Annotated in this window: 27 protein-coding genes and 1 riboswitch; of the genes, 21 read left to right on the top strand and 6 right to left on the bottom strand. The window is 59.7% G+C overall.

Translation table 11 applies throughout. The features are described 5' to 3' along the window. Position 1 precedes the first annotated feature (1 nt). From cbiB to pduF, 4 genes are all read right to left on the bottom strand, one after another. Positions 2-961 carry an adenosylcobinamide-phosphate synthase CbiB gene (cbiB, locus tag ACLEXF_RS16945; protein ID WP_004205489.1) on the bottom strand — a complete coding sequence of 320 codons (960 nt, stop codon included), beginning with the start codon at positions 959-961 and terminating at the stop codon, positions 2-4. Continuing rightward, on the bottom strand, positions 958-2,334 hold the full coding sequence (locus ACLEXF_RS16940; protein WP_407259607.1) for a cobyrinate a,c-diamide synthase: 1,377 nt from the start codon (positions 2,332-2,334) through the stop codon (positions 958-960). Before ACLEXF_RS16940 ends, cbiB begins: the two co-directional genes overlap by 4 nt. 93 nt (positions 2,335-2,427) lie before the next feature. Further along, a riboswitch (cobalamin riboswitch) is annotated at positions 2,428-2,605 on the bottom strand. A 279-nt stretch (positions 2,606-2,884) separates the two neighbouring features. Beyond that, complete coding sequence (gene pocR / locus ACLEXF_RS16935; protein WP_004205486.1) at positions 2,885-3,796, bottom strand: transcriptional regulator PocR; 912 nt, start codon at positions 3,794-3,796, stop codon at positions 2,885-2,887. Between the two features lie 188 nt (positions 3,797-3,984). Then, positions 3,985-4,785 carry a propanediol diffusion facilitator PduF gene (pduF, locus tag ACLEXF_RS16930; protein ID WP_004105118.1) on the bottom strand — a complete coding sequence of 267 codons (801 nt, stop codon included), beginning with the start codon at positions 4,783-4,785 and terminating at the stop codon, positions 3,985-3,987. Between the two features lie 525 nt (positions 4,786-5,310). Here pduF and pduA point away from each other — a divergent pair. The 21 genes from pduA (at position 5,311) to ACLEXF_RS16825 (ending at position 22,085) form a co-directional block, all read left to right on the top strand. Beyond that, positions 5,311-5,595: a propanediol utilization microcompartment protein PduA gene (gene pduA / locus ACLEXF_RS16925; RefSeq protein WP_001183618.1), complete on the top strand. Its 285-nt coding sequence runs from the start codon at positions 5,311-5,313 to the stop codon at positions 5,593-5,595. Next, positions 5,592-6,404: a propanediol utilization microcompartment protein PduB gene (pduB, locus tag ACLEXF_RS16920; protein WP_200982262.1), complete on the top strand. Its 813-nt coding sequence runs from the start codon at positions 5,592-5,594 to the stop codon at positions 6,402-6,404. Before pduA ends, pduB begins: the two co-directional genes overlap by 4 nt. An 18-nt stretch (positions 6,405-6,422) precedes the next feature. Beyond that, positions 6,423-8,087, top strand: a complete 1,665-nt coding sequence (gene pduC, locus ACLEXF_RS16915; RefSeq protein WP_004105132.1) for a propanediol dehydratase large subunit PduC — start codon at positions 6,423-6,425, stop codon at positions 8,085-8,087. A 10-nt stretch (positions 8,088-8,097) separates the two neighbouring features. Beyond that, positions 8,098-8,772, top strand: a complete 675-nt coding sequence (pduD, locus tag ACLEXF_RS16910) for a propanediol dehydratase medium subunit PduD (RefSeq protein WP_004205483.1) — start codon at positions 8,098-8,100, stop codon at positions 8,770-8,772. A gap of 14 nt (positions 8,773-8,786) precedes the next feature. Beyond that, the gene (gene pduE, locus ACLEXF_RS16905; RefSeq protein ID WP_064178234.1) at positions 8,787-9,308 is read left to right on the top strand and encodes a propanediol dehydratase small subunit PduE; all 522 of its coding nucleotides are present in this window, start codon (positions 8,787-8,789) and stop codon (positions 9,306-9,308) included. 15 nt (positions 9,309-9,323) lie between these two features. Then, entirely contained in the window at positions 9,324-11,156 is a 1,833-nt protein-coding gene (gene pduG / locus ACLEXF_RS16900; protein ID WP_108433604.1) for a propanediol dehydratase reactivase alpha subunit PduG, read from the top strand. After that, on the top strand, positions 11,146-11,496 hold the full coding sequence (gene pduH, locus ACLEXF_RS16895) for a propanediol dehydratase reactivase beta subunit PduH (protein ID WP_004205479.1): 351 nt from the start codon (positions 11,146-11,148) through the stop codon (positions 11,494-11,496). The genes pduG and pduH overlap by 11 nt, the downstream gene beginning before the upstream one ends. Before the next feature lie 19 nt (positions 11,497-11,515). Continuing rightward, entirely contained in the window at positions 11,516-11,791 is a 276-nt protein-coding gene (gene pduJ, locus ACLEXF_RS16890) for a propanediol utilization microcompartment protein PduJ (protein ID WP_001057755.1), read from the top strand. Positions 11,792-11,794: 3 nt separating this feature from the next. Continuing rightward, positions 11,795-12,277: a BMC domain-containing protein gene (locus ACLEXF_RS16885; protein ID WP_085955473.1), complete on the top strand. Its 483-nt coding sequence runs from the start codon at positions 11,795-11,797 to the stop codon at positions 12,275-12,277. Continuing rightward, positions 12,277-12,909 carry a phosphate propanoyltransferase gene (locus tag ACLEXF_RS16880; protein ID WP_064150829.1) on the top strand — a complete coding sequence of 211 codons (633 nt, stop codon included), beginning with the start codon at positions 12,277-12,279 and terminating at the stop codon, positions 12,907-12,909. The genes ACLEXF_RS16885 and ACLEXF_RS16880 overlap by 1 nt, the downstream gene beginning before the upstream one ends. Next, on the top strand, positions 12,906-13,397 hold the full coding sequence (pduM, locus tag ACLEXF_RS16875) for a microcompartment protein PduM (RefSeq protein ID WP_407259606.1): 492 nt from the start codon (positions 12,906-12,908) through the stop codon (positions 13,395-13,397). The genes ACLEXF_RS16880 and pduM overlap by 4 nt, the downstream gene beginning before the upstream one ends. A gap of 3 nt (positions 13,398-13,400) precedes the next feature. Further along, the gene (gene pduN, locus ACLEXF_RS16870; protein ID WP_000549823.1) at positions 13,401-13,676 is read left to right on the top strand and encodes a propanediol utilization microcompartment protein PduN; all 276 of its coding nucleotides are present in this window, start codon (positions 13,401-13,403) and stop codon (positions 13,674-13,676) included. Positions 13,677-13,685: 9 nt separating this feature from the next. Further along, positions 13,686-14,696, top strand: coding sequence for a two-domain cob(I)yrinic acid a,c-diamide adenosyltransferase PduO (gene pduO, locus ACLEXF_RS16865; protein ID WP_064178231.1), 1,011 nt, complete (start codon positions 13,686-13,688; stop codon positions 14,694-14,696). Continuing rightward, positions 14,693-16,087, top strand: coding sequence for a CoA-acylating propionaldehyde dehydrogenase PduP (gene pduP / locus ACLEXF_RS16860; protein ID WP_407259604.1), 1,395 nt, complete (start codon positions 14,693-14,695; stop codon positions 16,085-16,087). The genes pduO and pduP overlap by 4 nt, the downstream gene beginning before the upstream one ends. An 11-nt stretch (positions 16,088-16,098) precedes the next feature. Beyond that, positions 16,099-17,211, top strand: a complete 1,113-nt coding sequence (gene pduQ / locus ACLEXF_RS16855; RefSeq protein ID WP_407259603.1) for a 1-propanol dehydrogenase PduQ — start codon at positions 16,099-16,101, stop codon at positions 17,209-17,211. Continuing rightward, a complete protein-coding gene (gene pduS, locus ACLEXF_RS16850; protein WP_080936016.1) occupies positions 17,208-18,563 on the top strand; it encodes a cobalamin reductase PduS in 1,356 nt (451 codons plus the stop codon). Before pduQ ends, pduS begins: the two co-directional genes overlap by 4 nt. 2 nt (positions 18,564-18,565) lie before the next feature. Beyond that, positions 18,566-19,120, top strand: coding sequence for a propanediol utilization microcompartment protein PduT (gene pduT, locus ACLEXF_RS16845; RefSeq protein ID WP_004205470.1), 555 nt, complete (start codon positions 18,566-18,568; stop codon positions 19,118-19,120). Continuing rightward, the gene (pduU, locus tag ACLEXF_RS16840; protein WP_004205469.1) at positions 19,120-19,470 is read left to right on the top strand and encodes a propanediol utilization microcompartment protein PduU; all 351 of its coding nucleotides are present in this window, start codon (positions 19,120-19,122) and stop codon (positions 19,468-19,470) included. The genes pduT and pduU overlap by 1 nt, the downstream gene beginning before the upstream one ends. A 4-nt stretch (positions 19,471-19,474) precedes the next feature. Further along, a complete protein-coding gene (gene pduV / locus ACLEXF_RS16835; protein WP_004105216.1) occupies positions 19,475-19,927 on the top strand; it encodes a propanediol utilization protein PduV in 453 nt (150 codons plus the stop codon). Continuing rightward, the gene (locus ACLEXF_RS16830) at positions 19,912-21,126 is read left to right on the top strand and encodes an acetate/propionate family kinase (protein ID WP_062914408.1); all 1,215 of its coding nucleotides are present in this window, start codon (positions 19,912-19,914) and stop codon (positions 21,124-21,126) included. The genes pduV and ACLEXF_RS16830 overlap by 16 nt, the downstream gene beginning before the upstream one ends. Positions 21,127-21,218: 92 nt before the next feature. After that, positions 21,219-22,085: an L-threonine kinase gene (locus tag ACLEXF_RS16825; protein ID WP_139789909.1), complete on the top strand. Its 867-nt coding sequence runs from the start codon at positions 21,219-21,221 to the stop codon at positions 22,083-22,085. Between the two features lie 3 nt (positions 22,086-22,088). Here the strand turns inward: ACLEXF_RS16825 and cobD are convergent, their stop codons facing one another. Both cobD and amiC read right to left on the bottom strand, forming a co-directional pair. Continuing rightward, positions 22,089-23,165 carry a threonine-phosphate decarboxylase CobD gene (gene cobD, locus ACLEXF_RS16820; protein WP_423265792.1) on the bottom strand — a complete coding sequence of 359 codons (1,077 nt, stop codon included), beginning with the start codon at positions 23,163-23,165 and terminating at the stop codon, positions 22,089-22,091. A gap of 17 nt (positions 23,166-23,182) precedes the next feature. Then, the gene (gene amiC, locus ACLEXF_RS16815) at positions 23,183-24,436 is read right to left on the bottom strand and encodes an N-acetylmuramoyl-L-alanine amidase AmiC (protein ID WP_017899228.1); all 1,254 of its coding nucleotides are present in this window, start codon (positions 24,434-24,436) and stop codon (positions 23,183-23,185) included. Between the last annotated feature and the right edge of the window lie 46 nt (positions 24,437-24,482).

Here is a 24,482-nt window from a genome sequence, read left to right as displayed (position 1 = left end):
CTCAGGCCGCGCCGACCAGCCAGTAGCGCAGGCCGATAAACAGCGCCAGCGCCAGGGTTGACGCCACCCACATCAATCGAATGGTTCGGGAAATATCGTCCACCGCAATGTCGCGGACGGCGTCGCCTATCCAGGGTTTTTCAACGCGCTGGCCGAAGTAGTCGTTCGGGCCGCCAAGGCGGATCCCCAGCGCGCCGGCGACGGTCGCTTCCGGCCAGGCGCAGTTAGGACTGCTGTGCTGATAGCGATCGCGCCAGCCCGTCCGCAGCGCCCGGGCGCCATCTTCCCGACATACCACAGCGGCGAGGCTAAGCAGCAGCCAGCTCAGCCGGGCGGGAAGGAAGTTGGCCACATCGTCAAGACGGGCGCTGACCATGCCGATCGCCCGGTATTTTTCGTGCTTATAGCCGACCATGGAATCGAGGGTGTTGACCGCCTTATAGGCCATGGCCAGCGGCGCGCCGCCCAGCAGCAGGAAGAAGAGCGGCGCGATAATGCCGTCGACGGTGTTTTCCGCCACGGTTTCCACCACCGCGCGGTTAATCTGCTGCGGCTGGAGCTGTGTGGTGTCGCGCCCGACAATCCACGACAGCTTGCTACGGCTTTCCGCCAGATCCCCCGCGCGCAGCGGTCGCTCGACGTCCCGCGCCGACTGCGCCAGACAGCGCCCCGCCAGCACGGTGAAGATCATCCATACCTCCACCAGCCATCCCAGCCAGGGGTGGATCCCGCGCGCCAGCGCCAGTACGCCCCAGGCCACAGCCCACGTCAGGCCGGTCACCACCAGCCACATCACTCCGCCGCCGATGCGCAGCGTCCGCTCGCTATGGCAGACGCGCCGCACCACGCGCTGGCTGATGTTGATCAGACGACCTATCCAGCGCACCGGATGCGGCCAGTGCGGCGGATCGCCAATGACGACATCGAGTATCCAGGCCACACACCAGGCGAGAAGAGTCATAGCGTCCTCCTTGCCGCCTGCAGCCAGTGGTTGAGCATGGTGGGTCGCTGGGCAAAATGGACATGGAGATAGCTGGCAAAGGCGCTGCCGGACTGCCATCCTCCCTGCCACTGCTGAAGCGTCTTGCCGTCCCGCTGTTTACGGCAGGCCAGCACGGCGGCGGTGGCGGGAGTAAAATCGGAGTAATGAAATTCATGGCCGCGCAGCCACTCGCCGGGGGCGGCCAGCAGCGTCTGCTGCTGCGCCTGCGCTTCGCAGTAGCCGAACCGGGTCAGACGCGTCCCCATCCGGCTGTAGCCGGGAATGATATCCGCCATCGCATAGCACTCGCCGCCGGTGACCTCCAGGGCGGAGCCCAGATACATCAGGCCGCCGCATTCGGCGTAGATCGCCACCCCGCGCCGGTGCGCCGCGCGGAGCTGCGCCAGCATCTCCTGGTTGGCAGACAGGCCGGCCGCGTGCAGCTCCGGGTAGCCGCCGCCAAGCCAGATCATCTGGCAGGCCGGCAGCTGGCGATCGCGCAGCGGGCTAAAGCGCACGATCTTCACGCCGCAGCGGGCCAGCAGCGCCAGGTTATCGGGATAATAAAAATTGAAGGCCTCGTCGTCGGCGAGGGCCAGCGTCAGCCCTTCGCCGGCGTCGGCGGCAAGCTGCTCCCCCCACTCGCCGGCCGGCAGGTTCGCCAGTTCGCTGAGGGACAGCAGCCGGTCGATGTCAAGGGTGCGCCCCAGCAGGCTGGCAAAATCCCGCCATGCCTGTTGATTAACCACCGACTCGCGGGCGGTCACCAGCCCCAGATGCCGCTCGGGCAGCGCCACGCCTTCCACGCGCGGCACATAACCGAGCACCGGCGCCTGGCAGTAGCGCTCAATGGCGCTTTTCAGCAGCTGGAAGTGAGTGTCGCTGTTGACGCGATTAACGATCACGCCGGCGATATTGAGGGCCGGATCAAAATGTTGAAAGCCCATCACCGTGGCGGCGATGGAGGTCGAGACCGCTTTGCCATCCACCAGCAAAATCACCGGGCAGCCAAGCTGTTTGGCCATCGCCGCGCTGCTGCAGTAGTTGGGGTCGGTGCCGTAGCCGTCATAGAGGCCCATAACCCCTTCAATGACTGCGATATCGGCCTGCTGCAGCTGGTCGGCAAACAGCGCGTTGAGTATCGGGGCGGGAAGCATAAAGCTGTCGAGATTGCGGGAGGCGACGCCGCTGATGGCGGTGTGCCAGGCGGTGTCTAAATAGTCTGGCCCCACTTTACAGGGTTGCACCCGCAAACCGCGCTGTTGGAGCAAGCTGAGCAGGCCGAGCGTCACGGTGGTTTTGCCACAACCGCTACCGGTACCCGCAAGAATGAACGCACGCCTGGTTGCCATACCCTGTCCTGTTCAGGTGGTCAGAGTATAGCTGCGCGCATGCCTGGTCCTGCGACCACGCACCGCTAAGCCACCCACTTCCCACCGAAGTTGTTGGTCTGTTACCGGCAGGCAGGTCTTCTGGCTTAGCTTCGTTCTCGCCCGCCCTTCCCAATCTTACGATCAGTGGTTTTTACGGGGTCGTCAGCATCACAGCAGCGGGGGCTGCGGGGGATTGACACCCCCTTCCCTGACACCAAACTGGTGTCGAACCTGTCGGTTTTATTCGCCGATGCGCCCTGCATCGGCGGTTAATGTTTCAAGCTTACTTTTACCGCCTTATCCCCGCCAGAATGACGCCTGCGGAGTGAAGCGGTTTTGAATAATCATCGGTCTCGTATTAACGGACACTCTATCCCATCACAAAAATAAAAACTGGTGTAGTTTATCCCTCGAATATCATTATTTTGTTGCGCTATGACAATTTATTGCTCTACTGTCGTTTTTTTCATTTTATAATGATGAAGATACTCCGGGATATCAAAAATCGGCAATAGCAAAATATTGTCATTTAAAATGACTCAGTTTGTGATCCGGCATTAATTTGCTGACGAAACGCCTGCGGCGTTACCTGATAGGTCTGGCGAAACACTTTACAAAAATAGCTGGTTTGCGAAAAACCTAAATTCCGCGCAATGCTGGCAATGCTCCAGTCGCTGTGGCAAAGCAGTTCTTTTGCGCTCGCCATCCGCTGCTGATTGACCCAGGCGTTAAAGCCGATCCCCTGATATTTTTTAAACAATTTGCTGAAGTAGTACGGGCTGAGATAGACGTGCGCCGCCACCTCCTCCAGACGCAGTTCATCAGAGAGATGCGCGTCGATATAGCGCAGCGCCTTCTTCATTTTGCCATCGTGCGGCGAGGCCGCCCGGCTGCTCTGCGCCGGGTCGTTCTGCGGCGGGTTATCCTTGATAACCACGAAGTTAAGCTGTTTTTTCAGGCAATTCTCGACGATCAGCTTGAGCAGATCCGCAGAGGCGATAACCCGCGAATAGTCCATCTCAGGCACATCGCGGAACGCCTGAACCAGCGCCGGATCGTCCTGCCAGCGGTCATCCACGTTAAGGATGTCCACCAGTTCGATATCGTTGCTCAGACGAACCTGACCGCAGAGCACAAAGCCCACAAGGTGCCCGGCGATAACCAGCGGAATGGAAAAATCGGTTAACCCGGCGTGGCAGCGGTAGATACAGAGCGCATCGGTTTTCGAGGCCTCGAGGCCGCCGCAGCGGTCGCTCATGCGACAGCGGGAGCTGTGCTGGGGGTGCTGGCGCATCAGCTGGCAGAAAGGGGTGAAGTTAAACAGTTCAGATATTTCATCACCGTGAATATTGACAACCACAACCGCCAGACTGGTGGCCTGCGCAAAATCCTGTGCGATTTTATTAATGAGTTCTGAGTTCAGTGTGCTCGCAGAAATCATGATAAAACCTCTCAGTTAATTTTTTGTTATAAATAAAACATTTCTTTAATATTCACTTCCTTTCATCATCATTTACCGCCAACGATAAAAGAATATTACGATAGCAAAAGTCTCCCATCCGTGGGAGACGTTTTTAGCCAGTTCGTGATACCGGTTCATGAAAATTTTTCGCTATTTCAGCGGATGCATTAATCCTCTAATTTACAGGTATTACACGGTAGATTATTACCAATCAGATAACGATAGATGGCCGCGCCGAGACAGGCGCCGATCAGCGGCGCAATAATCGGCACAATAAAGTACGGTATATCCCTTCCGCCGGTCATCGCGATATCGCCCCAACCCGCCATCCACGTAAACAGCTTCGGCCCAAAATCACGCGCCGGATTCATCGCAAAACCGGTCAGCGGCCCGGTTGAAGCGCCAATGACCGCCACCAGCAGGCCGATCAGCAGCGGGGCCAGCGGCCCTTTCGGTACGCCGTTGCCGTCGTCGGTCAGCGCCATAATCATCCCCATCAGCATGGAGGTGATCACCACTTCAACCAGCGCCGCATGCCAGATGCTCAGCGATGCCGCCGGGTAGGTGCTGAAAATACTCGCCAGCTGCAGGCTCTCTACGCTGCCGCGCGCGATATGGTGGGCGGATTCAAACTCGGTAAACATCGTGCTGTACAGCACATAGGCCAGCACCGCGCCGCCAAAGGCGCCGGCAACCTGTGAAACGATATAGGGGAAAACTTTTCGTCCGGGAAAGCAGGCAAACAGCCATAACGCGACGGTCACCGCCGGGTTGAGATGGCCGCCGGAGATCCCCGAAGTCAGATACACGGCAAGCGAGATCCCCAGCCCCCAGATAATGCATATCTCCCACAGTCCGAGGCTGGCTCCCGCCACCTTTAACGCGCTCAGGCAGCCGATGCCGAAAAACAAAAATAGCCCGGTGCCCAAAAACTCGGCGGTACATTGCGCTTTTAACGAATCATTCATTATGACACCTTCTTAGCAGAGTTCGTGTCCTGACCAGCCAACATCCTGCTGGCAGTAGAGTACAACGGGCACCACTATATGAACTCCCGTCCGCAAATTGTTGGCAACCTGCTGACGGCAGCCTCCGGAAAATTCGGGCATCAATAACAAATTATTGTCATTAAATAACGCAGAATTGCATTGCTCACGCGCGGCTTTCGCCATTATGCCACCACCATGGCATGCAAAAATATTGCTAAAACCAGCTCATCGTTTTCCAACAAACATCACAAATCAGTTTCTCGCGCATAGCAGATAAAATTGAAATCGTCATGAACAAATTTGTAAATATGGAATATACAAAACAAGATAATCACATCAACACAAATAAAAATATTAATTAACATCAAACACTTAAATAAATAAAAGACAATTTTATATTATCCAATACCCACTATTTTTTCACCATCACATTGAAGTCAGCCATTCTTTTTCCTCGCATCTTCTTATAGTCCCCACTATCGGAACACTCCATGCGAGGTCTTTATGCAACAAGAAGCACTAGGAATGGTAGAAACCAAAGGCTTAACCGCAGCCATAGAGGCCGCTGATGCAATGGTTAAGTCAGCCAATGTGATGTTAGTGGGCTATGAAAAGATTGGCTCCGGGCTGGTCACCGTCATCGTGCGCGGCGACGTTGGCGCGGTGAAAGCGGCCACCGATGCCGGTGCCGCCGCCGCACGTAACGTGGGAGAAGTGAAAGCCGTACACGTCATCCCACGCCCTCACACCGATGTAGAAAAAATCTTACCGAAGGGAATTAGCCAATGAGCAGCAATGAGCTGGTTGAACAGATCATGGCTCAGGTGATTGCCCGTGTGGCAACGCCGGAACAGCAGGCCATCCCTACTGAAAACCATCCAATACGAGAGACGGCTATGGCAGAAAAAAGCTGCAGTTTAACGGAATTTGTCGGGACCGCCATTGGCGACACCCTGGGCCTGGTGATCGCCAACGTCGATACCGCCCTGCTGGACGCGATGAAGCTTGAAAAACGCTATCGCTCCATCGGCATTCTCGGCGCCCGCACCGGCGCAGGCCCGCACATTATGGCGGCGGACGAAGCGGTGAAAGCCACCAACACCGAAGTGGTCAGCATTGAGCTTCCGCGCGATACCAAAGGCGACGCGGGCCACGGTTCGCTGATTATTTTAGGCGGCAACGACGTTTCCGACGTTAAGCGCGGTATCGAAGTCGCCCTGAAAGAGCTCGACCGCACCTTTGGCGATGTTTACGGCAATGAAGCCGGACATATCGAGCTGCAGTACACCGCCCGCGCCAGCTACGCCCTGGAAAAAGCCTTCGGCGCGCCGATTGGCCGTGCCTGCGGCATTATCGTCGGCGCACCGGCCTCCGTTGGCGTGCTGATGGCCGATACCGCCCTGAAGTCAGCCAACGTAGAAGTCGTGGCGTATAGCTCTCCGGCGCACGGCACCAGCTTCAGTAACGAAGCCATCCTGGTGATTTCCGGCGACTCCGGCGCGGTCCGCCAGGCAGTCACCTCCGCGCGCGAAATCGGTAAAACCGTCCTTGCGACCCTCGGTGCTGAACCGAAAAACGATCGCCCCTCCTACATCTGATACCCGCGAGGCTGATTCATGAGATCGAAAAGATTTGAAGCACTGGCGAAACGCCCTGTGAATCAGGACGGCTTCGTTAAGGAGTGGATCGAAGAAGGCTTTATCGCGATGGAAAGCCCGAACGATCCGAAACCGTCGATAAAAATCGTTAACGGCGCGGTGACCGAGCTGGACGGGAAACCGGTGAGCGATTTTGACCTGATCGACCACTTTATCGCCCGCTACGGTATCAACCTGAATCGCGCCGAAGAAGTGATGGCGATGGATTCGGTCAAACTGGCCAATATGCTCTGCGATCCGAACGTCAAGCGTAGCGAAATCGTCCCGCTGACCACCGCGATGACGCCGGCAAAAATTGTCGAAGTGGTTTCGCATATGAACGTCGTTGAGATGATGATGGCGATGCAGAAAATGCGCGCCCGCCGCACCCCGTCTCAGCAGGCGCACGTCACCAACGTCAAAGATAACCCGGTACAGATTGCCGCCGACGCCGCCGAAGGGGCATGGCGCGGATTTGACGAACAGGAAACCACGGTTGCAGTCGCGCGCTATGCGCCGTTTAACGCCATCGCGCTGCTGGTCGGCTCGCAGGTAGGCCGCCCGGGCGTACTGACTCAGTGCTCGCTGGAAGAAGCCACCGAGCTCAAGCTCGGCATGCTGGGCCACACCTGCTACGCCGAAACCATTTCCGTTTATGGTACCGAACCGGTCTTTACCGACGGCGACGACACCCCGTGGTCGAAGGGCTTCCTCGCCTCCTCCTACGCCTCTCGCGGCCTGAAAATGCGCTTCACCTCCGGCTCCGGCTCCGAAGTGCAGATGGGCTACGCCGAAGGCAAATCCATGCTGTATCTGGAAGCGCGCTGCATCTACATCACCAAAGCCGCCGGCGTTCAGGGGCTGCAAAACGGCTCGGTAAGCTGCATCGGCGTACCGTCTGCGGTGCCGTCAGGCATTCGCGCGGTGCTGGCGGAAAACCTGATCTGTTCGTCGCTGGATCTGGAGTGCGCCTCCAGTAACGACCAGACCTTCACCCACTCCGATATGCGTCGTACCGCGCGTCTGCTGATGCAGTTCCTGCCGGGTACCGACTTTATCTCCTCCGGTTATTCCGCGGTGCCGAACTACGACAACATGTTCGCCGGTTCCAACGAAGATGCCGAAGACTTTGACGACTACAACGTTATCCAGCGCGACCTGAAGGTCGACGGCGGTCTGCGTCCGGTTCGCGAAGAAGATGTTATCGCCATCCGTAACAAAGCCGCCCGCGCGCTGCAGGCCGTGTTTGCCGGAATGGGGCTGCCGCCGATTACCGATGAAGAAGTGGAAGCCGCCACCTACGCCCACGGTTCGAAAGATATGCCGGAGCGCAACATCGTCGAAGACATCAAATTCGCTCAGGAGATCATCAACAAGAACCGCAACGGCCTGGAGGTGGTGAAAGCGCTGGCGCAGGGCGGCTTCACCGACGTGGCCCAGGACATGCTCAACATCCAGAAAGCCAAGCTGACCGGGGACTATCTGCATACCTCCGCAATCATCGTCGGCGACGGACAGGTGCTATCAGCCGTCAACGACGTTAACGATTATGCCGGTCCGGCAACGGGCTATCGCCTGCAGGGCGAACGCTGGGAAGAGATTAAAAACATCCCTGGCGCTCTTGATCCCAACGAGATTGATTAAGGGGTGAGAAATGGAAATTAATGAAAAATTGCTGCGCCAGATAATTGAAGAAGTGCTTAGCGAAATGAAGGGCAGCGATAAACCGGTCTCGTTTAATGCGCCGGCGGCCTCGACTGCGCCGCAGGCAACCGCGCCTGCTGCCGACGGCTTCCTGACGGAAGTCGGCGAAGCGCGTCAGGGCACGCAGCAGGACGAAGTGATTATCGCCGTCGGCCCGGCTTTCGGCCTGGCGCAGACCGTCAATATCGTCGGCATACCGCATAAGAGCATTTTGCGCGAAGTGATTGCCGGTATTGAAGAAGAAGGCATTAAAGCGCGCGTAATTCGCTGCTTTAAATCCTCCGACGTGGCCTTCGTCGCCGTTGAAGGCAATCGCCTGAGCGGTTCCGGCATCTCTATCGGCATCCAGTCAAAAGGCACCACCGTTATCCACCAGCAGGGCCTGCCGCCGCTCTCTAACCTGGAGCTGTTCCCGCAGGCGCCGCTGCTGACGCTGGAAACCTATCGTCAGATTGGTAAAAACGCCGCCCGCTATGCGAAACGCGAATCGCCGCAGCCGGTCCCGACGCTGAACGACCAGATGGCGCGGCCAAAATACCAGGCGAAATCGGCCATTTTGCACATTAAAGAGACCAAGTACGTGGTGACGGGCAAAAACCCGCAAGAACTGCGCGTGGCGCTTTGATAAAGGATAACTCCATGAATACCGACGCAATTGAATCGATGGTGCGCGACGTATTAAGCCGCATGAACAGCCTGCAGGGCGAGGCGCCGACGGCGGCTCCGGCGGCTGGCGGCGCGCCCCGTAGCGCAAAGGTCAGCGACTACCCGCTGGCGAATAAGCACCCGGAATGGGTGAAAACCGCCACCAATAAAACGCTGGACGACTTTACGCTGGAAAACGTGCTGAGCAACAAAGTCACCGCCCAGGATATGCGTATTACCCCGGAAACGCTGCGCTTACAGGCTTCTATCGCCAGGGACGCGGGCCGCGACCGGTTGGCGATGAACTTCGAACGCGCCGCCGAACTGACCGCGGTACCGGACGATCGCATTCTTGAAATCTACAACGCCCTCCGCCCCTATCGCTCGACGAAAGAGGAGCTGCTGACGATCGCCGACGATCTCGAAAGCCGCTACCAGGCGAAGATCTGCGCCGCTTTCGTTCGCGAAGCGGCAACGCTGTACGTCGAGCGTAAAAAACTCAAGGGCGACGATTAATTACAGGGGCATGTGATGCGATATATAGCTGGCATTGATATCGGCAACTCATCGACGGAAGTCGCCCTGGCGACCCTGAATGAGGCTGGCGCGCTGACGATTACGCACAGCGCACTGGCGGAAACCACCGGGATCAAAGGCACGTTGCGTAACGTGTTCGGCATTCAGGAGGCCCTCGCTCTCGTTGCAAAGCGCGCGGGGATCAATGTCAGCGATATTTCGCTCATCCGCATTAACGAAGCCACGCCGGTGATTGGCGATGTGGCGATGGAAACCATTACCGAAACCATCATCACCGAATCAACCATGATCGGCCATAACCCGAAAACGCCCGGCGGCGCGGGGCTTGGCGTGGGCATCACCATTACGCCGCAGGAGCTGTTAACCCGCCCGGCGGACGCGCCCTATATCCTGGTGGTGTCGTCGGCGTTTGACTTTGCCGATATCGCCAGCGTGATTAACGCTTCCCTGCGCGCCGGATATCAGATTACCGGCGTCATTTTGCAACGTGACGATGGCGTGCTGGTCAGCAACCGGCTGGAAAAACCGCTGCCGATCGTTGACGAAGTGCTGTACATCGACCGCATTCCGCTGGGGATGCTGGCGGCAATTGAGGTCGCCGTCCCGGGGAAGGTCATCGAAACGCTCTCTAACCCCTACGGCATCGCCACCGTATTCCACCTCAACGCCGAGGAGACGAAAAACATCGTCCCGATGGCGCGAGCGCTGATTGGCAACCGTTCCGCCGTGGTGGTCAAAACGCCATCCGGTGACGTCAAAGCGCGCGCGATACCCGCCGGTAACATTGAGCTGCTGGCCCAGGGCCGGAGCGTGCGCGTGGATGTCGCCGCCGGAGCCGAAGCCATCATGAAAGCGGTCGACGGCTGCGGCAAACTCGATAACGTCACCGGCGAGTCGGGGACCAATATCGGCGGCATGCTGGAACACGTGCGCCAGACCATGGCCGAGCTGACCAACAAGCCCAGCAGCGAGATTTTCATTCAGGATCTGCTGGCCGTTGACACCTCGGTTCCGGTGAGCGTCACCGGCGGTCTGGCCGGGGAGTTCTCGCTGGAGCAGGCCGTGGGCATCGCCTCCATGGTGAAATCTGACCGTTTGCAGATGGCGATGATTGCCCGCGAGATCGAGCAGAAGCTCAATATCGACGTACAGATCGGCGGCGCAGAGGCCGAAGCCGCCATTCTCGGCGCGCTGACCACCCCCGGCACCACGCGTCCGCTGGCGATCCTCGACCTGGGCGCAGGCTCCACCGATGCCTCCATCATCAACCCCAAAGGCGAAATCATCGCCACTCACCTCGCCGGAGCTGGCGATATGGTGACGATGATCATTGCCCGCGAGCTGGGGCTGGAGGATCGCTACCTGGCGGAAGAGATCAAAAAATATCCACTGGCGAAAGTCGAAAGTCTGTTCCATCTGCGCCACGAGGACGGCAGCGTGCAGTTCTTCTCCACGCCGCTGCCCCCCGCCGTATTCGCCCGCGTCTGCGTGGTGAAACCGGACGAACTGGTGCCGCTTCCCGGCGACTTAGCGCTGGAAAAAGTGCGCGCCATTCGCCGCAGCGCCAAAGAGCGCGTCTTTGTCACCAACGCCCTGCGCGCGCTGCGCCAGGTCAGCCCGACCGGCAACATTCGCGATATCCCCTTCGTGGTGCTGGTGGGCGGCTCGTCCCTCGATTTTGAGATCCCTCAGCTGGTCACCGATGCGCTGGCGCACTACCGGCTGGTGGCCGGGCGAGGAAATATTCGCGGCAGCGAAGGCCCCAGAAACGCGGTAGCTACCGGGCTGATTCTCTCCTGGCATAAGGAGTTTGCACATGGACAGTAATCACAGCGCCCCGGCTATTGTGATCGCCGCCATCGACGGCTGCGACGGCTTGTGGCGCGAAGTGCTGCTGGGTATCGAAGAGGAAGGCATTCCTTTCCTGCTCCAGCATCACCCGGCCGGGGATGTCGTGGACAGCGCCTGGCAGGCGGCGCGCAGCTCGCCGCTGCTGGTCGGCATCGCCTGCGACCGCCATACGCTGGTCGTGCACTACAAGAATTTACCCGCATCGGCGCCGCTTTTTACGCTGATGCATCATCAGGACAGTCAGGCCCACCGCAACACCGGTAATAACGCGGCACGGCTGGTCAAAGGGATCCCTTTCCGGGATCTGAATAGCTAAGCAACAGGAGAACAGCAGTATGAATAACGCACTGGGACTGGTTGAAACAAAAGGGTTAGTAGGCGCCATTGAAGCCGCCGATGCCATGGTGAAATCGGCCAACGTGCAGCTGGTCGGCTACGAAAAAATTGGCTCGGGTCTGGTGACCGTCATGGTTCGCGGCGATGTCGGCGCGGTCAAAGCGGCGGTGGATGCGGGCAGCGCGGCGGCAAGCGTGGTGGGTGAAGTGAAATCCTGCCACGTGATCCCGCGTCCGCACAGCGACGTTGAGGCCATTTTACCGAAATCAGCCTGATTGATGGCGAATAAGGAGCACCGCGTGAAGCAATCACTGGGATTACTTGAAGTTTGTGGTCTGGCACTGGCTATTAGCTGCGCCGATATCATGGCGAAATCCGCTTCTATCACGCTGGTCGCCCTCGAAAAGACCAATGGTTCAGGCTGGATGGTCATTAAAATTACCGGTGATGTGGCCTCAGTACAGGCGGCCATCACCACCGGTGCACAGTTTGCCGAACAGCGAAACGGTCTGGTGGCTCATAAAGTCATCGCCAGACCCGGAGAAGGGATCCTGCCAGCAGAGGCTCCCCCACCCTCCGTCATGGAACCTGAGCCTGAAGAGTCAGAGACGGCTGATGTCGTTTCTGAAGCGCCAGCAGAAGAGCCCCTCCAGCAACAAGGCGTGGTGAGCTGCAACCTGTGCCTGGATCCAAAATGTCCGCGCCAGAAGGGCGAGCCGCGCACCCTTTGCATTCATCCCGGCAAGCGAGGTGAAGCGTAATGGATAAACAGCTTCTCGAATCAACGGTCAGTAAAGTCCTCGACGAGATGCGTCTGCGGCCCATTCCGCTGGGGGTTTCAAATCGTCATATCCACCTGTCGGCGTCGGATTATGAACGCCTGTTTCCCGGTCATCCCATCAGCGAGAAAAAAGCGCTGCTGCAGCCGGGACAGTACGCTGCGGAGCAAACCGTCACCCTGGTAGGGCCGAAGGGGCAGCTTAAAAATGTGCGCCTGCTCGGCCCGCTGCGCTCGGTAAGTCAGGTGGAAATCTCGCGTACCGATGCCAGAACCCTGGGGGTGGCGGCGCCGCTGAGAATGTCCGGCGATCTGAAGGGGACGCCGGGCATCCGTCTGGTCAGCCCTTTTGGCGAGCTAGAACTCTCGACAGGGGTTATCGTCGCACAGCGGCATATCCATATGTCGCCGCTCGATGCGCTGATCCTGCGGGTCTCGCACGGCGATATGGTTTCGGTGGCCATTGAAGGCGACGAGCGCGGGCTGATCTTCAACAACGTGGCGGTTCGCGTTTCACCGGACATGCGTCTCGAAATGCACATTGATACCGATGAAGCCAACGCCGCCGGCGCTGATAACCCGCAGGCCTTTGCCCGGCTGGTAGGCCCGCGATGAACGGCGAAATTCTGCAGCGCATTGTGGAGGAAATCGTCTCCCGGCTGCAGCGTCGCGCCCATAGCACGGCGACGTTGAGCGTTGCGCAGCTCCGTGATGCCGACTGTCCAGCGCTGTTCTGTCAGCACGCCTCGCTGCGCATTCTGCTCGTTGACCTGCCGCTGCTGGCTCAGCTTGCTGATGCGGAAACCGACGATGCCTCGGCGCGGAAAATTCACGAGGCGCTGGCTTTCGGCATCCGCGTGCAGCTCACCCTGCACAGCCAGCTGCTGCCGGTTATCCCGCTCAAAAAACTGGCGCGCCTGCCGGTGATATTCACCGACGAGCGCGGACTGCCGCTGATCCTGCATGCAGGTTCAGTGCTGAGCTATCGCGACGTCGCGCAGCTGGGCCAGGGGCGTCTGGTTATCCACCGCAAATGCATCGTGACCGCGCTGGCGCGCGAAGCGGCACAGGCGCGGCATATTCAATTCATTAAGCAGGAGTAAATCATGCATCTGGCACGAGTCACGGGCGCGGTTGTCTCCACGCAAAAATCGCCTTCCCTGATCGGCAAAAAGCTGCTGCTGGTGCGGCGGGTCAGCGCCGATGGCGAACTCCCCGCCTCCCCCACCTCCGGCGATGAAGTCGCCGTCGATTCCGTCGGCGCGGGGATCGGCGAGCTGGTTCTGCTCAGCGGCGGCTCCAGCGCCAGGCACGTTTTTTCCGGGCCAAACGAGGCCATCGACCTCGCCGTTGTCGGCATTGTCGATACGCTTTCACGTTAAGGAGCGAATATGGCGATTTATACCCGAACGGGCGACGCTGGCACCACCTCACTCTTTACCGGCCTGCGGGTAAGCAAAACGCATCCGCGGGTTGAAGCTTACGGCACGCTGGACGAGCTGAACGCCGCGCTGAGCCTGTGCGCCTGCGCCGCCGCGGATCAAAATCACCGCGCCTTACTCGAGGCCATCCAGCAGCAAATATTCTGGTTTAGCGCAGAACTGGCCAGCGACAGCGAACAGCCGTCGCCCAAACAGCGCTACATCAGCAGCGAGGAGATTTCCACCCTGGAAGCCGCTATCGATCGGGCCATGGCCCGCGTCGAACCGCTGCATAGCTTTATTTTACCCGGCCGCTGCGAAGCCGCGAGCCGCCTGCATTTTGCCCGCACGCTGGCCCGCCGCGCCGAACGCCGTCTGGTTGAGCTGGCGGCGGAAGTTAACGTGCGCCAGGTGCTGATGCGCTACATCAACCGCTTATCAGACTGCCTGTACGCCCTGGCCCGCGCGGAAGATAGCGATGCGCACCAGAACAATATTATTCGTGAGGTTAGCAGGCGCTATCTGGCCGCCAGCCAGCCGAGCCACAGCAAGGAGACGACGCCCATGGCGCTCTCATTCCACGATCTGCACCAGCTCACCCGCGCCGCGGTTGAGCGCGCGCAGCAGCTTCAGGTGCCGGTGGTGATCAGCATCGTTGATGCCCACGGTACGGAAACCGTCACCTGGCGGATGCCGGACGCCCTGCTGGTCAGCAGCGAACTGGCGCCGAAAAAGGCCTGGACCGCGGTGGCGATGAAAACGGCGACCCATGAGCTGAGCGATGTCGTTCAGCCGGGCGCGGCGCTTTACGGCCTCGAAACGCATTTACAGGGAAAAGTGGTCACCTTTGGCGGCGGTTACGCCCTGTGGCGCGACGGCTCATTAGTTGGGGGTCTTGGCATCAGCGGCGGCAGCGTTGAACAGGACATGGATATCGCACAGACCGCCATTGCGGCCATTAACGTGGGAACACATCAATGAATACTTCTGAACTCGAAACCCTGATTCGCACTATTCTTAGCGAGCAATTAACCACGCCAGCGCAAACGCCGGCCCAGCCACAGGGCAAAGGGATTTTCCAGTCCGTCAGCGAGGCCATCGACGCCGCGCACCAGGCGTTCTTACGTTATCAGCAGTGCCCGCTAAAAACCCGCAGCGCCATCATCAGCGCAATACGTCAGGAGCTGACGCCGCTGCTGGCGAGCCTGGCGGAAGAGAGCGCCAATGAAACGGGGATGGGCAACAAAGAAGATAAATTCCTGAAAAACAAGGCCGCGCTCGACAACACGCCGGGCGTAGAAGATCTCACCACCACCGCGTTGACCGGCGACGGCGGCATGGTGCTCTTTGAATACTCACCGTTTGGCGTTATCGGGTCCGTCGCGCCAAGCACCAACCCGACGGAAACCATCATCAACAACAGCATCAGCATGCTGGCGGCAGGCAACAGCGTCTACTTTAGTCCGCATCCGGGGGCGAAAAAGGTCTCTCTGAAGCTCATCAGCCTGATAGAAGAGATTGCCTTCCGCTGCTGCGGCATCCGCAACCTGGTGGTCACCGTGGCTGAGCCGACTTTCGAAGCAACCCAGCAGATGATGGCCCACCCGCGCATCGCGGTGCTGGCTATCACCGGCGGCCCGGGTATTGTGGCAATGGGCATGAAGAGCGGTAAGAAAGTCATTGGCGCAGGCGCAGGCAACCCGCCCTGTATCGTTGATGAAACGGCGGATTTGGTGAAGGCGGCGGAAGATATCATCAACGGCGCTTCGTTCGATTACAACCTGCCCTGCATCGCCGAGAAGAGCCTGATTGTGGTGGAGAGCGTGGCTGAACGCCTGGTGCAGCAAATGCAAACCTTCGGCGCGCTGCTGCTCAGTCCAGCCGATACCGACAAACTTCGCGCCACCTGTCTGCCTGAAGGCCAGGCGAATAAAAAGCTGGTCGGCAAAAGCCCATCGGCCATGCTGGAAGCCGCCGGGATCGCCGTTCCGGCAAAAGCGCCGCGTCTACTGATTGCCATCGTCAATGCCGACGACCCGTGGGTCACCAGCGAACAGCTGATGCCGATGCTGCCGGTGGTGAAAGTTAGCGATTTCGATAGCGCGCTGGCGCTGGCGCTGAAGGTTGAAGAGGGTCTGCATCATACCGCCATTATGCACTCGCAGAACGTATCGCGCCTGAACCTTGCAGCCCGCACTCTGCAAACCTCGATTTTCGTCAAAAACGGCCCCTCTTATGCCGGGATCGGCGTCGGCGGCGAAGGTTTTACCACCTTTACCATTGCCACACCAACCGGTGAAGGGACAACGTCGGCGCGCACCTTTGCCCGCTCCCGGCGCTGCGTGCTGACCAACGGCTTTTCCATCCGCTAACCGAGGTCGCGATGAATACTTTCTCACTACAAACGCGGTTGTACAGCGGTCAGGGCAGTCTGGCGGTGCTCAAGCGCTTTACCAATAAGCACATCTGGATAATCTGCGATGGTTTTCTGGCGCGCTCGCCGCTGCTGGATACCCTACGTAACGCGTTGCCCGCAGATAACCGCATCAGCGTCTTTAGCGAGATAACGCCAGACCCCACTATCCATACCGTGGTGCAGGGCATTGCGCAAATGCAGGCCCTGCGGCCGCAGGTGGTCATCGGCTTCGGCGGCGGTTCGGCAATGGACGCGGCGAAAGCGATTGTCTGGTTCAGCCAGCAGAGCGGCATCAACATCGAAACCTGCGTGGCGATCCCGACGACCAGCGGCACCGGCTCGGAAGTGACCAGCGCCTGCGTGATTAGCGACCCGGATAAAGGCATTAAGTACCCGCTGTTCAACAATGCGCTGTATCCGGATATGGCGATCCTTGACCCGGAGCTGGTGGTCAGCGTGCCGCCGCATATTACCGCCAACACCGGCATGGACGTGCTGACCCATGCGCTGGAAGCGTGGGTTTCACCGCACGCCAGCGACTTTACCGACGCGCTGGCGGAAAAAGCCGCCAAACTGGTGTTCCAGTATCTGCCCACGGCGGTGGAAAAAGGCGACTGTGTGGCGACGCGAGGAAAAATGCACAATGCCTCAACGCTTGCCGGAATGGCCTTCAGCCAGGCGGGATTAGGGCTTAACCATGCCATAGCTCACCAGCTTGGCGGGCAGTTTCATCTGCCGCATGGCCTGGCCAACGCGCTGCTGTTAACCCAGGTTATCCGCTTTAACGCCGGCAATCCACGCGCCGGCAAACGCTACGCGCGGCTGGCCAAAGCCTGCGGCTTTTGCCCGGCAGAAGCCAACGACATCACGGCAATAAATGCGCTGATTCAGCAGATCGAACGACTCAAGCAGAGCTGTGCGCTTCCCTCGCTGGCCGTTGCGCTTAAAGAAGGAAGATCCGACTTTTCCGCACGTATTCCGGCGATGGTGCAGGCCGCGCTGGCGGACGTTACCTTACGCACCAACCCGCGTCCAGCCTGCGCTGAAGAAATCAGGGAACTGCTGGAGGAACTGCTATGAGCGCCGCCATCAACAGCGTTGAAATCTCCCATAGCGCCGATGAAATCCGCGAGCGCGTGCGCGCAGCAGGCGTCGTCGGCGCGGGCGGCGCGGGGTTTCCCGCCCACGTTAAGCTACAGGCGCAGGTAGAGATTTTTCTGGTGAACGCCGCCGAGTGCGAACCGATGCTCAAGGTCGACCAGCAGCTGATGTGGCAGCAGGCTGCGCGCCTTGTGCGCGGCGTGCAGTACGCAATGACGGCGACCGGCGCGCGCGAAGGGGTCATTGCCCTGAAAGAAAAATACCGCCGGGCTATCGACGCCCTTACCCCGCTGCTGCCTGCCGGTATCCGTCTGCATATTCTGCCGGATGTCTATCCCGCGGGCGATGAAGTGCTGACCATCTGGCTGGCAACCGGTCGCCGGGTCGCGCCCGCCGCGCTGCCGGCCAGCGTCGGCGTGGTGGTCAATAACGTGCAAACGGTCCTCAATATTGCCCGTGCGGTTGAGCAGCAGTTTGCGGTGACCCGCCGCACGCTGACCGTTAACGGCGCGGTCGCCCGACCGCTGACCGTCACGGTCCCCATCGGCATGCCGCTGCGCGAAGTACTGGCGCTGGCGGGCGGCGCGACGGTCGATGACCCCGGTTTTATTAACGGCGGTCCGATGATGGGCGGCCTGATCACCTCTCTCGATAACCCGGTGACCAAAACCACCGGCGGCCTGCTGGTGCTGCCGAAAAGCCATCCGCTTATTCAGCGGAGAATGCAGGACGAACGCACGGTGCTTTCCGTGGCTCGCACCGTCTGCGAGCAGTGCCGGCTGTGTACCGATCTCTGCCCCCGGCATCTGTTCGGCCACGAACTCTCTCCGCACCTGCTGGTGCGGGCAGTGAACTTTCATCAGGCCGCTACGCCGCAGCTGCTGCTTAGCGCCCTCACCTGCTCGGAGTGCAACGTCTGCGAAAGCGTGGCCTGCCCGGTCGGCATTTCGCCGATGCGCATCAACCGCATGCTGAAACGCGAGCTGCGCGCGCAAAACCAGCGCTATGAAGGGCCGCTGTATCCTGCCGACGAAATGGCGAAATACCGCCTCGTACCGGTGAAGCGATTGATCGCCAAACTGGGATTAAGCCCCTGGTACCAGGAGGCGCCGCTGGTTGAAGACCAACCATCAGTAGAAAAAGTGACTTTGCAGCTGCGCCAGCATATCGGCGCCGGCGCGGTGCCCAACGTTGCGGTTGGGGAGCGCGTAACGCGCGGACAATGCGTTGCCGATATTCCGGCAGGTGCATTAGGCGCGCCGGTTCACGCCAGCATTGATGGCGTTGTTACGACCATCAGCGAACAGGCCATCACGGTGGTAAGAGGTTAACCATGTCTCAGGCTATAGGAATTTTAGAACTCACCAGCATTGCCAAAGGGATGGAACTCGGCGATGCGATGCTGAAAAGCGCCAACGTCAATCTGCTGGTCAGTAAGACCATCTGTCCGGGGAAGTTTTTGCTGATGCTCGGCGGCGATATCGGCGCTGTCCAGCAGGCCATTGAAACCGGCACTTCGCAGGCCGGCGAAATGCTCGTCGACAGCCTGGTGCTGGCGAATATTCATCCCAGCGTCCTTCCGGCCATCAGCGGCCTGAATATCGTCGATAAGCGCCAGGCGGTAGGTATCGTCGAAACCTGGAGCGTGGCGGCCTGCATCAGCGCCGCTGACCGGGCGGTGAAAGGCTCAAACGTCACCCTGGTGCGGGTGCATATGGCTTTCGGCATCGGCGGTAAATGCTACATGGTGGTGGCGGGCGACGTTTCTGATGTCAACAACGCGGTGACGGTTGCCAGCGAAAGCGCGGGCGAAAAAGGGCTGCTGGTTTACCGCTCGGTGATCCCGCGCCCGCATGAAGCGATGTGGCGACAGATGGTGGAGGGATGATGGAAAGGCAGCCAACAACGGATCGCATGATTCAGGAATATGTTCCCGGAAAACAGGTGACCCTCGCGCACCTGATTGCCAATCCAGGGAAAGATCTCTTTAAGAAGCTGGGCCTGCAGGATGCGGTATCCGCCATTGGCATCCTCACCATTACGCCCAGCGAGGCGTCGATTATCGCCTGCGATATCGCCACCAAATCCGGCGCGGTAGAGATTGGTTTTCTTGACCGCTTTACCGGCGCCGTGGTGCTGACCGGCGACGTTTCCGCCGTCGAGTATGCCCTCAAGCAGGTGACGCGCACGCTGGGTGAAATGATGCAGTTTACAACCTGCACTATCACCCGGACGTAACGCGATGAAACGTCTGATGCTTATCGGTCCCAGCCAGTGTGGGAAAACCTCGCTCACCCAGGGTCTGCGAGGTGAAGCGCTCCATTACAAGAAAACCCAGGCTATTGAGTGGTCGCCAATGGCCATCGACACGCCGGGCGAATATCTGGAGAACCGCTGCCTTTATAGCGCCCTGTTAACCAGCGCCTGCGAGGCCGACGTTATCGCGCTGGTGCTGAACGCCGACGCCCAGTGGTCGCCGTTTTCTCCGGGTTTTACCGCTCCGATGAACCGCCCGACGATTGGTCTGGTCACTAAAGCCGACCTTGCCGATGCGCAGCGGATATCGCTAATCGGCGAGTGGCTCAGGCAGGCTGGCGCCCAGCAGATTTTTATCACCAGCGCGCTGAATAATCTGGGTCTTGATGCCGTGCTGGATTTTCTGAATTCGAAGGAACCTTTATGTCTTACAAAATAATGGCCATTAATGCCGGCAGCTCATCGTTAAAATTCCAGCTGCTGGAGATGCCTCAGGGCGATATGCTCTGCCAGGGATTGATCGAGCGTATCGGCATGGCAAACGCCCAGGTGACCCTTAAAACGCCGGCGCAAAAATGGCAGGAAACGGCGCCCGTAGCCGATCACCGTGAAGCCGTCACCCTGCTGCTGGAAAAGCTCCTCGACCATCGGATTATCCAGAGTTTGCAGGATATCGATGGCGTCGGCCACCGCGTGGCGCACGGCGGGGAGCGCTTTAAAGATTCGACGCCGGTGACCGATGAGACCTTAGCGGAAATCGAGCGCCTGGCGGAACTGGCCCCGCTGCATAATCCGGTCAACGCGCTGGGCATTAAAGTTTTCCGCCAGTTGCTGCCCGACGCGCCGTCGGTGGCGGTGTTTGATACCGCTTTTCACCAGACGCTGGACGAGCGCGCGTTTATCTATCCGCTGCCCTGGCGCTACTACAGCGAGTTGGGCATTCGCCGTTACGGCTTCCACGGCACCAGCCACAAGTACGTTAGCGCGACGCTGGCGGAAAAGCTGGGCGTACCATTGAGCGCTCTGCGCGTAGTGTGCTGTCATCTCGGCAACGGCAGCAGCGTTTGCGCAATCAAAGGCGGGCGTTCGGTTAACACTTCAATGGGCTTTACGCCGCAGTCCGGGGTGATGATGGGCACCCGCAGCGGCGATATCGATCCGTCGATTCTACCGTGGCTGGCGCTGCATGAGGGTAAAACGCCGGAGCAGCTGAATCAGCTGCTGAATAACGAGTCCGGCCTGCTGGGCGTTTCCGGCGTCTCGCACGATTATCGCGATGTCGAGCAGGCGGCGGACAGCGGTAATCGTCAGGCAGCCCTGGCGCTCTCGCTGTTTGCTGAGCGCATTCGCGCCACTATCGGCAGCTATATTATGCAGATGGGCGGCCTGGACGCGCTGATCTTTACCGGCGGCATCGGCGAAAACTCCGCCCGAGCCAGGAGCGCCATCTGCCATAACCTGAATTTCCTCGGGCTCTCGGTCGATGAAGAGAAAAACCAGCACAACGCCACCTTTATTCAGGCCGAAAATGCGATGGTCAAAGTGGCGGTGATCAAAACTAATGAAGAGCTGATGATCGCCCGCGATGTGATGCGCCTGGCGCTGCCGCAGGCGCGCGAGCTGGCGGTACCAGCCTAAACGACGCATCTCCCCTTTGCGGAGAATCATGGTAACCGGCGGGTCGCCGTGCCACTATGCGCCCTGGCGAAGGTAAGCGGAAAGGTGAAAACGTGGCCGTTGCACAATGTCCCGCCTCGTGCGGAGAACTTATCCAGGGCTGGATCCTCGGCAGCGAGAAGCTGGTCTCCTGCCCGGTGGACTGGTACAGCACCGTCGAGGTCGAGACCGGCAAACCGCGCAACGATGAGCGGCCGCTGTCGCGGGCGATGGTCGACCAGCTGCTGGCCCACTGGGGCTACCCGGCGGCGCTGAGTCAGCAGATCCGCATCACCCTGCACTCGACGATCCCGGTAGCCAAAGGGATGGCCAGCAGCACCGCCGATATCGCCGCCACCGCGGTGGCCACCGCCCATCATCTGGGCCACGCGCTGGATGAGCCGACGCTGGCGCGTCTGTGCGTCGCGCTGGAGCCCACCGACAGCACCCTGTTCCACCAACTGACGCTGTTCGATCATAATACCGCCGCTACCCAAATCGCCTGCCCTGCGCCGCCGGCGCTCGACCTGTTAGTGCTGGAGAGCCCGCTGACGCTGCGTACCACCGACTACCATCAGCTGCCGCGCGAGGCGGGTCTGCTGGCTAACGCCTCCCGGCTGCAGCTGGCGTGGGAGAAAGTGCAGCAGGCCTGCCAGCATGGCAGCCCGCAGCTGCTGGGCGAAGCGGCCACTATTAGCGCCATCGCCAGCCAGCGACTGTTGCCCAAGCCGGGGTTTGACGCGCTGCTGGAGCTGGTGGAAAGCGCAGGATTGTATGGCCTCAACGTGGCGCACAGCGGCAGCGTCGTCGGCCTGCTGCTGGACCGCCGTCGTCATGACGTGGATTTTTTGCAATGGCGGCTGGCAGAGCGCGGCATCGCCGCCCACTGGCCGCAACAGCATCTGCTGGCGATGGTGCCGGGGGGCGTCGCCCTGCAGTAGGGCTCAGGCCTGCGCCCGGCGCAGCGCCGCCAGCAGCTGGTCGTTTTCGCCGGCGCTGCGGATCGCCACCCGGAAATAGCGGCTATCCAGCCCCGGGTAGTTGGCGCAGCTGCGGATCAACACGTGCTGGCGCAGCAGGGCGTATTGCAGGTCAAGATCGGGTCTGTCACAGCGCAAGAACAGGTAGTTGGCGCGCCCGGGCCACACGGTCAGCCCGGCCATCTCCTGAAGCTGCGCGTAGAAACGCGCTCCCTCCTCCTGCAGCCACTGCCAGGTGGCCCGCTGATACGCCCGGTCCTGAAGAATGATCTCCCCGGCCAGAGCGGCATAGGCATTGATGGACCATGGCATTTGTCGCTCGCGCAGCCGGGCCACCGCCCGGGCGTCAGCGTTGAGCAGGTAGCCTAGACGCAGCCCCGGAATAGCATAAAATTTAGTCAGCGAGCGCAGAACCCAGACGTGCGGATACTGCGCCAACAGGGGAATAAACCCCGGCTGATCGGGAATAAAGTCGAGGAAGGCTTCATCGAGGATCAGGCTGATATTCAGCGCCCGACAGCGTTGCGCAATGGCTTCCAGCAGGCCACGCTCCGGCAGCAGACCAGTGGGGTTGTTCGGGGTGCAGAGAAACAGGCAGTCCAGCGCCGGCGTGAGAGCATTGAGGATCCCGTCGGTCAGCTGCCAGCCATCGCGCTCCTGCAGAGCATACTCCACCACCTCGCAGTCCACAGTCTGCAGCGCGCGCCGGTACTCTGCGAATCCGGGAATGACGATCATCGCCCGCCGCGGCTTAAGGCCGTGGACAAGGGTGAAGATCGATTCAGTTTCGCCGTTGCCGGCGAGGATATGCGCCGCCGGCAGCCGATGGTGGGCTGCCAGCGCCTGATGCAGCTGTTGATACTCAACGTCAGGGTAGCGCTCGGCGCAGCCGGGATTGTCGACGATCGCCTGCCTGAGCGAGGCGGGCATTCCCAGCGGATTGATGTTGGCGCTAAAGTCCAGCAGTTCGCCGGGCGCAATGCCCAGCAGGGCGGCGGCCTCGCGGATATTGCCGCCATGGGCGCTTTTCAGTAAGGCCATGTCCCTTTCCTGTGTGGTTATCCGCGGCGGGCCAGCGTCGCGCCGTCGGCGAAGTAGGCTTTAATCCCGGCGAGGATCGACTCGGCCACCTGCTGCTGGAATTTGGCCGTTTTCAGCTTCCGCTCCTCTTCCACGTTACTGATAAACGCCGTCTCCACCAGAATGGAGGGGATATCCGGCGCCTTCAGCACCGCAAAGCCCGCCTGCTCTACCCGGTTCTTGTGCAGGTTATTGATATTGCCCATTTTCTCCAGCACTGCCTTACCAAATTTGAGGCTGTCGGCGATGGTGAGGGACTGCACCATATCGAACATGGTGTGGTCGACATAGCGATCGCCGCTCTTGCTGACCCCACCGATCAGATCCGAGGCGTTCTGCGTCTGGGCGAGATATTTTGCCGCGGTACTGGTGGCCCCCTTGGTGGAGAGCGCAAACACCGAGGAGCCGCTGGGCTGGCGGCTGGTAAAGGCGTCGGCGTGAATCGAAACGAACAGGTCGGCGCGCTGCTTCTGCGCTTTGGCGACACGCACCTTCAACGGGATAAACACGTCTTCGTTGCGGGTCATATAGGCCTTCATATTGCCTTCTTTGTCGATCAGCGCCCGCAGGCGGCGGGCAATTTGCAGCACCACGTCTTTCTCGCGGGTGCGATACTTGCCCACGGCGCCGGAGTCTTCGCCGCCGTGGCCGGGATCGAGCATGATGACAATCGGCCGGTCGCGCCCGGCTTTGCCCGGCTGCGGCCCGCTTTGCGCCGGCGGCACCTGTCGCTCCAGATCGCCTTTGTTGTAATCCTCAAGCAGCGCCAGTAGCGGATCCTGAACATCGGTGGCGTTGGCGGGGTAGAGATCCATCACCAGACGCTCTTTAAAGCCAGCTACCGGCGCGAGGGCAAACAGCTGCGGCTTAACGTTCTGCTTGAGCTCGAAGACCATGCGCACGGTTTGCGGATCAAACTGGCCCACGCGGGCGGACTTAATAAAGGGATCGTCATCGCGGATCTGCCCCCCCATGCCTTTCAGCACCGAGTTGAGATTAACCCCTTCCAGATCCACCACCACCCGTTCCGGATTACTGAGGGCAAACTGCCGGTATTTCAGCACATGATTCGATTCCACCGTGACGCGCGTGTAGGTCGATGCTGGCCAGACGCGAACAGCGACCACCCGCGCGGCGGCGGCCAGCCCAACGGGGCTCACGCTCATTAACCACATGGCGCCCGCGCCCTGCAGCAGACGGCGACGGCTTAATCCAGAGTTGTTTCCCGACATGCCACTCCCAAGCAATAAAAACGCATTTATACCCAAAACAAACAGA

The organism is Klebsiella pneumoniae complex sp. WS1778, from assembly GCF_049472055.1.
GTDB classification, from domain to species: domain Bacteria; phylum Pseudomonadota; class Gammaproteobacteria; order Enterobacterales; family Enterobacteriaceae; genus Klebsiella; species Klebsiella quasipneumoniae.
Note: the sequence above shows the minus strand (reverse complement) of the source record. Positions and strands in the feature narration are given on the sequence as shown.

Coding starts and splice junctions, on each gene's coding strand:
- cbiB (WP_004205489.1), bottom strand. CDS start 961: ATGACTCTTCTCGCCTGGTGTGTGGCCTGGATACTCGATGTCGTCATT.
- ACLEXF_RS16940 (WP_407259607.1), bottom strand. CDS start 2,334: ATGGCAACCAGGCGTGCGTTCATTCTTGCGGGTACCGGTAGCGGTTGT.
- pocR (WP_004205486.1), bottom strand. CDS start 3,796: ATGATTTCTGCGAGCACACTGAACTCAGAACTCATTAATAAAATCGCA.
- pduF (WP_004105118.1), bottom strand. CDS start 4,785: ATGAATGATTCGTTAAAAGCGCAATGTACCGCCGAGTTTTTGGGCACC.
- pduA (WP_001183618.1), top strand. CDS start 5,311: ATGCAACAAGAAGCACTAGGAATGGTAGAAACCAAAGGCTTAACCGCA.
- pduB (WP_200982262.1), top strand. CDS start 5,592: ATGAGCAGCAATGAGCTGGTTGAACAGATCATGGCTCAGGTGATTGCC.
- pduC (WP_004105132.1), top strand. CDS start 6,423: ATGAGATCGAAAAGATTTGAAGCACTGGCGAAACGCCCTGTGAATCAG.
- pduD (WP_004205483.1), top strand. CDS start 8,098: ATGGAAATTAATGAAAAATTGCTGCGCCAGATAATTGAAGAAGTGCTT.
- pduE (WP_064178234.1), top strand. CDS start 8,787: ATGAATACCGACGCAATTGAATCGATGGTGCGCGACGTATTAAGCCGC.
- pduG (WP_108433604.1), top strand. CDS start 9,324: ATGCGATATATAGCTGGCATTGATATCGGCAACTCATCGACGGAAGTC.
- pduH (WP_004205479.1), top strand. CDS start 11,146: ATGGACAGTAATCACAGCGCCCCGGCTATTGTGATCGCCGCCATCGAC.
- pduJ (WP_001057755.1), top strand. CDS start 11,516: ATGAATAACGCACTGGGACTGGTTGAAACAAAAGGGTTAGTAGGCGCC.
- ACLEXF_RS16885 (WP_085955473.1), top strand. CDS start 11,795: ATGGCGAATAAGGAGCACCGCGTGAAGCAATCACTGGGATTACTTGAA.
- ACLEXF_RS16880 (WP_064150829.1), top strand. CDS start 12,277: ATGGATAAACAGCTTCTCGAATCAACGGTCAGTAAAGTCCTCGACGAG.
- pduM (WP_407259606.1), top strand. CDS start 12,906: ATGAACGGCGAAATTCTGCAGCGCATTGTGGAGGAAATCGTCTCCCGG.
- pduN (WP_000549823.1), top strand. CDS start 13,401: ATGCATCTGGCACGAGTCACGGGCGCGGTTGTCTCCACGCAAAAATCG.
- pduO (WP_064178231.1), top strand. CDS start 13,686: ATGGCGATTTATACCCGAACGGGCGACGCTGGCACCACCTCACTCTTT.
- pduP (WP_407259604.1), top strand. CDS start 14,693: ATGAATACTTCTGAACTCGAAACCCTGATTCGCACTATTCTTAGCGAG.
- pduQ (WP_407259603.1), top strand. CDS start 16,099: ATGAATACTTTCTCACTACAAACGCGGTTGTACAGCGGTCAGGGCAGT.
- pduS (WP_080936016.1), top strand. CDS start 17,208: ATGAGCGCCGCCATCAACAGCGTTGAAATCTCCCATAGCGCCGATGAA.
- pduT (WP_004205470.1), top strand. CDS start 18,566: ATGTCTCAGGCTATAGGAATTTTAGAACTCACCAGCATTGCCAAAGGG.
- pduU (WP_004205469.1), top strand. CDS start 19,120: ATGGAAAGGCAGCCAACAACGGATCGCATGATTCAGGAATATGTTCCC.
- pduV (WP_004105216.1), top strand. CDS start 19,475: ATGAAACGTCTGATGCTTATCGGTCCCAGCCAGTGTGGGAAAACCTCG.
- ACLEXF_RS16830 (WP_062914408.1), top strand. CDS start 19,912: ATGTCTTACAAAATAATGGCCATTAATGCCGGCAGCTCATCGTTAAAA.
- cobD (WP_423265792.1), bottom strand. CDS start 23,165: ATGGCCTTACTGAAAAGCGCCCATGGCGGCAATATCCGCGAGGCCGCC.
- amiC (WP_017899228.1), bottom strand. CDS start 24,436: ATGTCGGGAAACAACTCTGGATTAAGCCGTCGCCGTCTGCTGCAGGGC.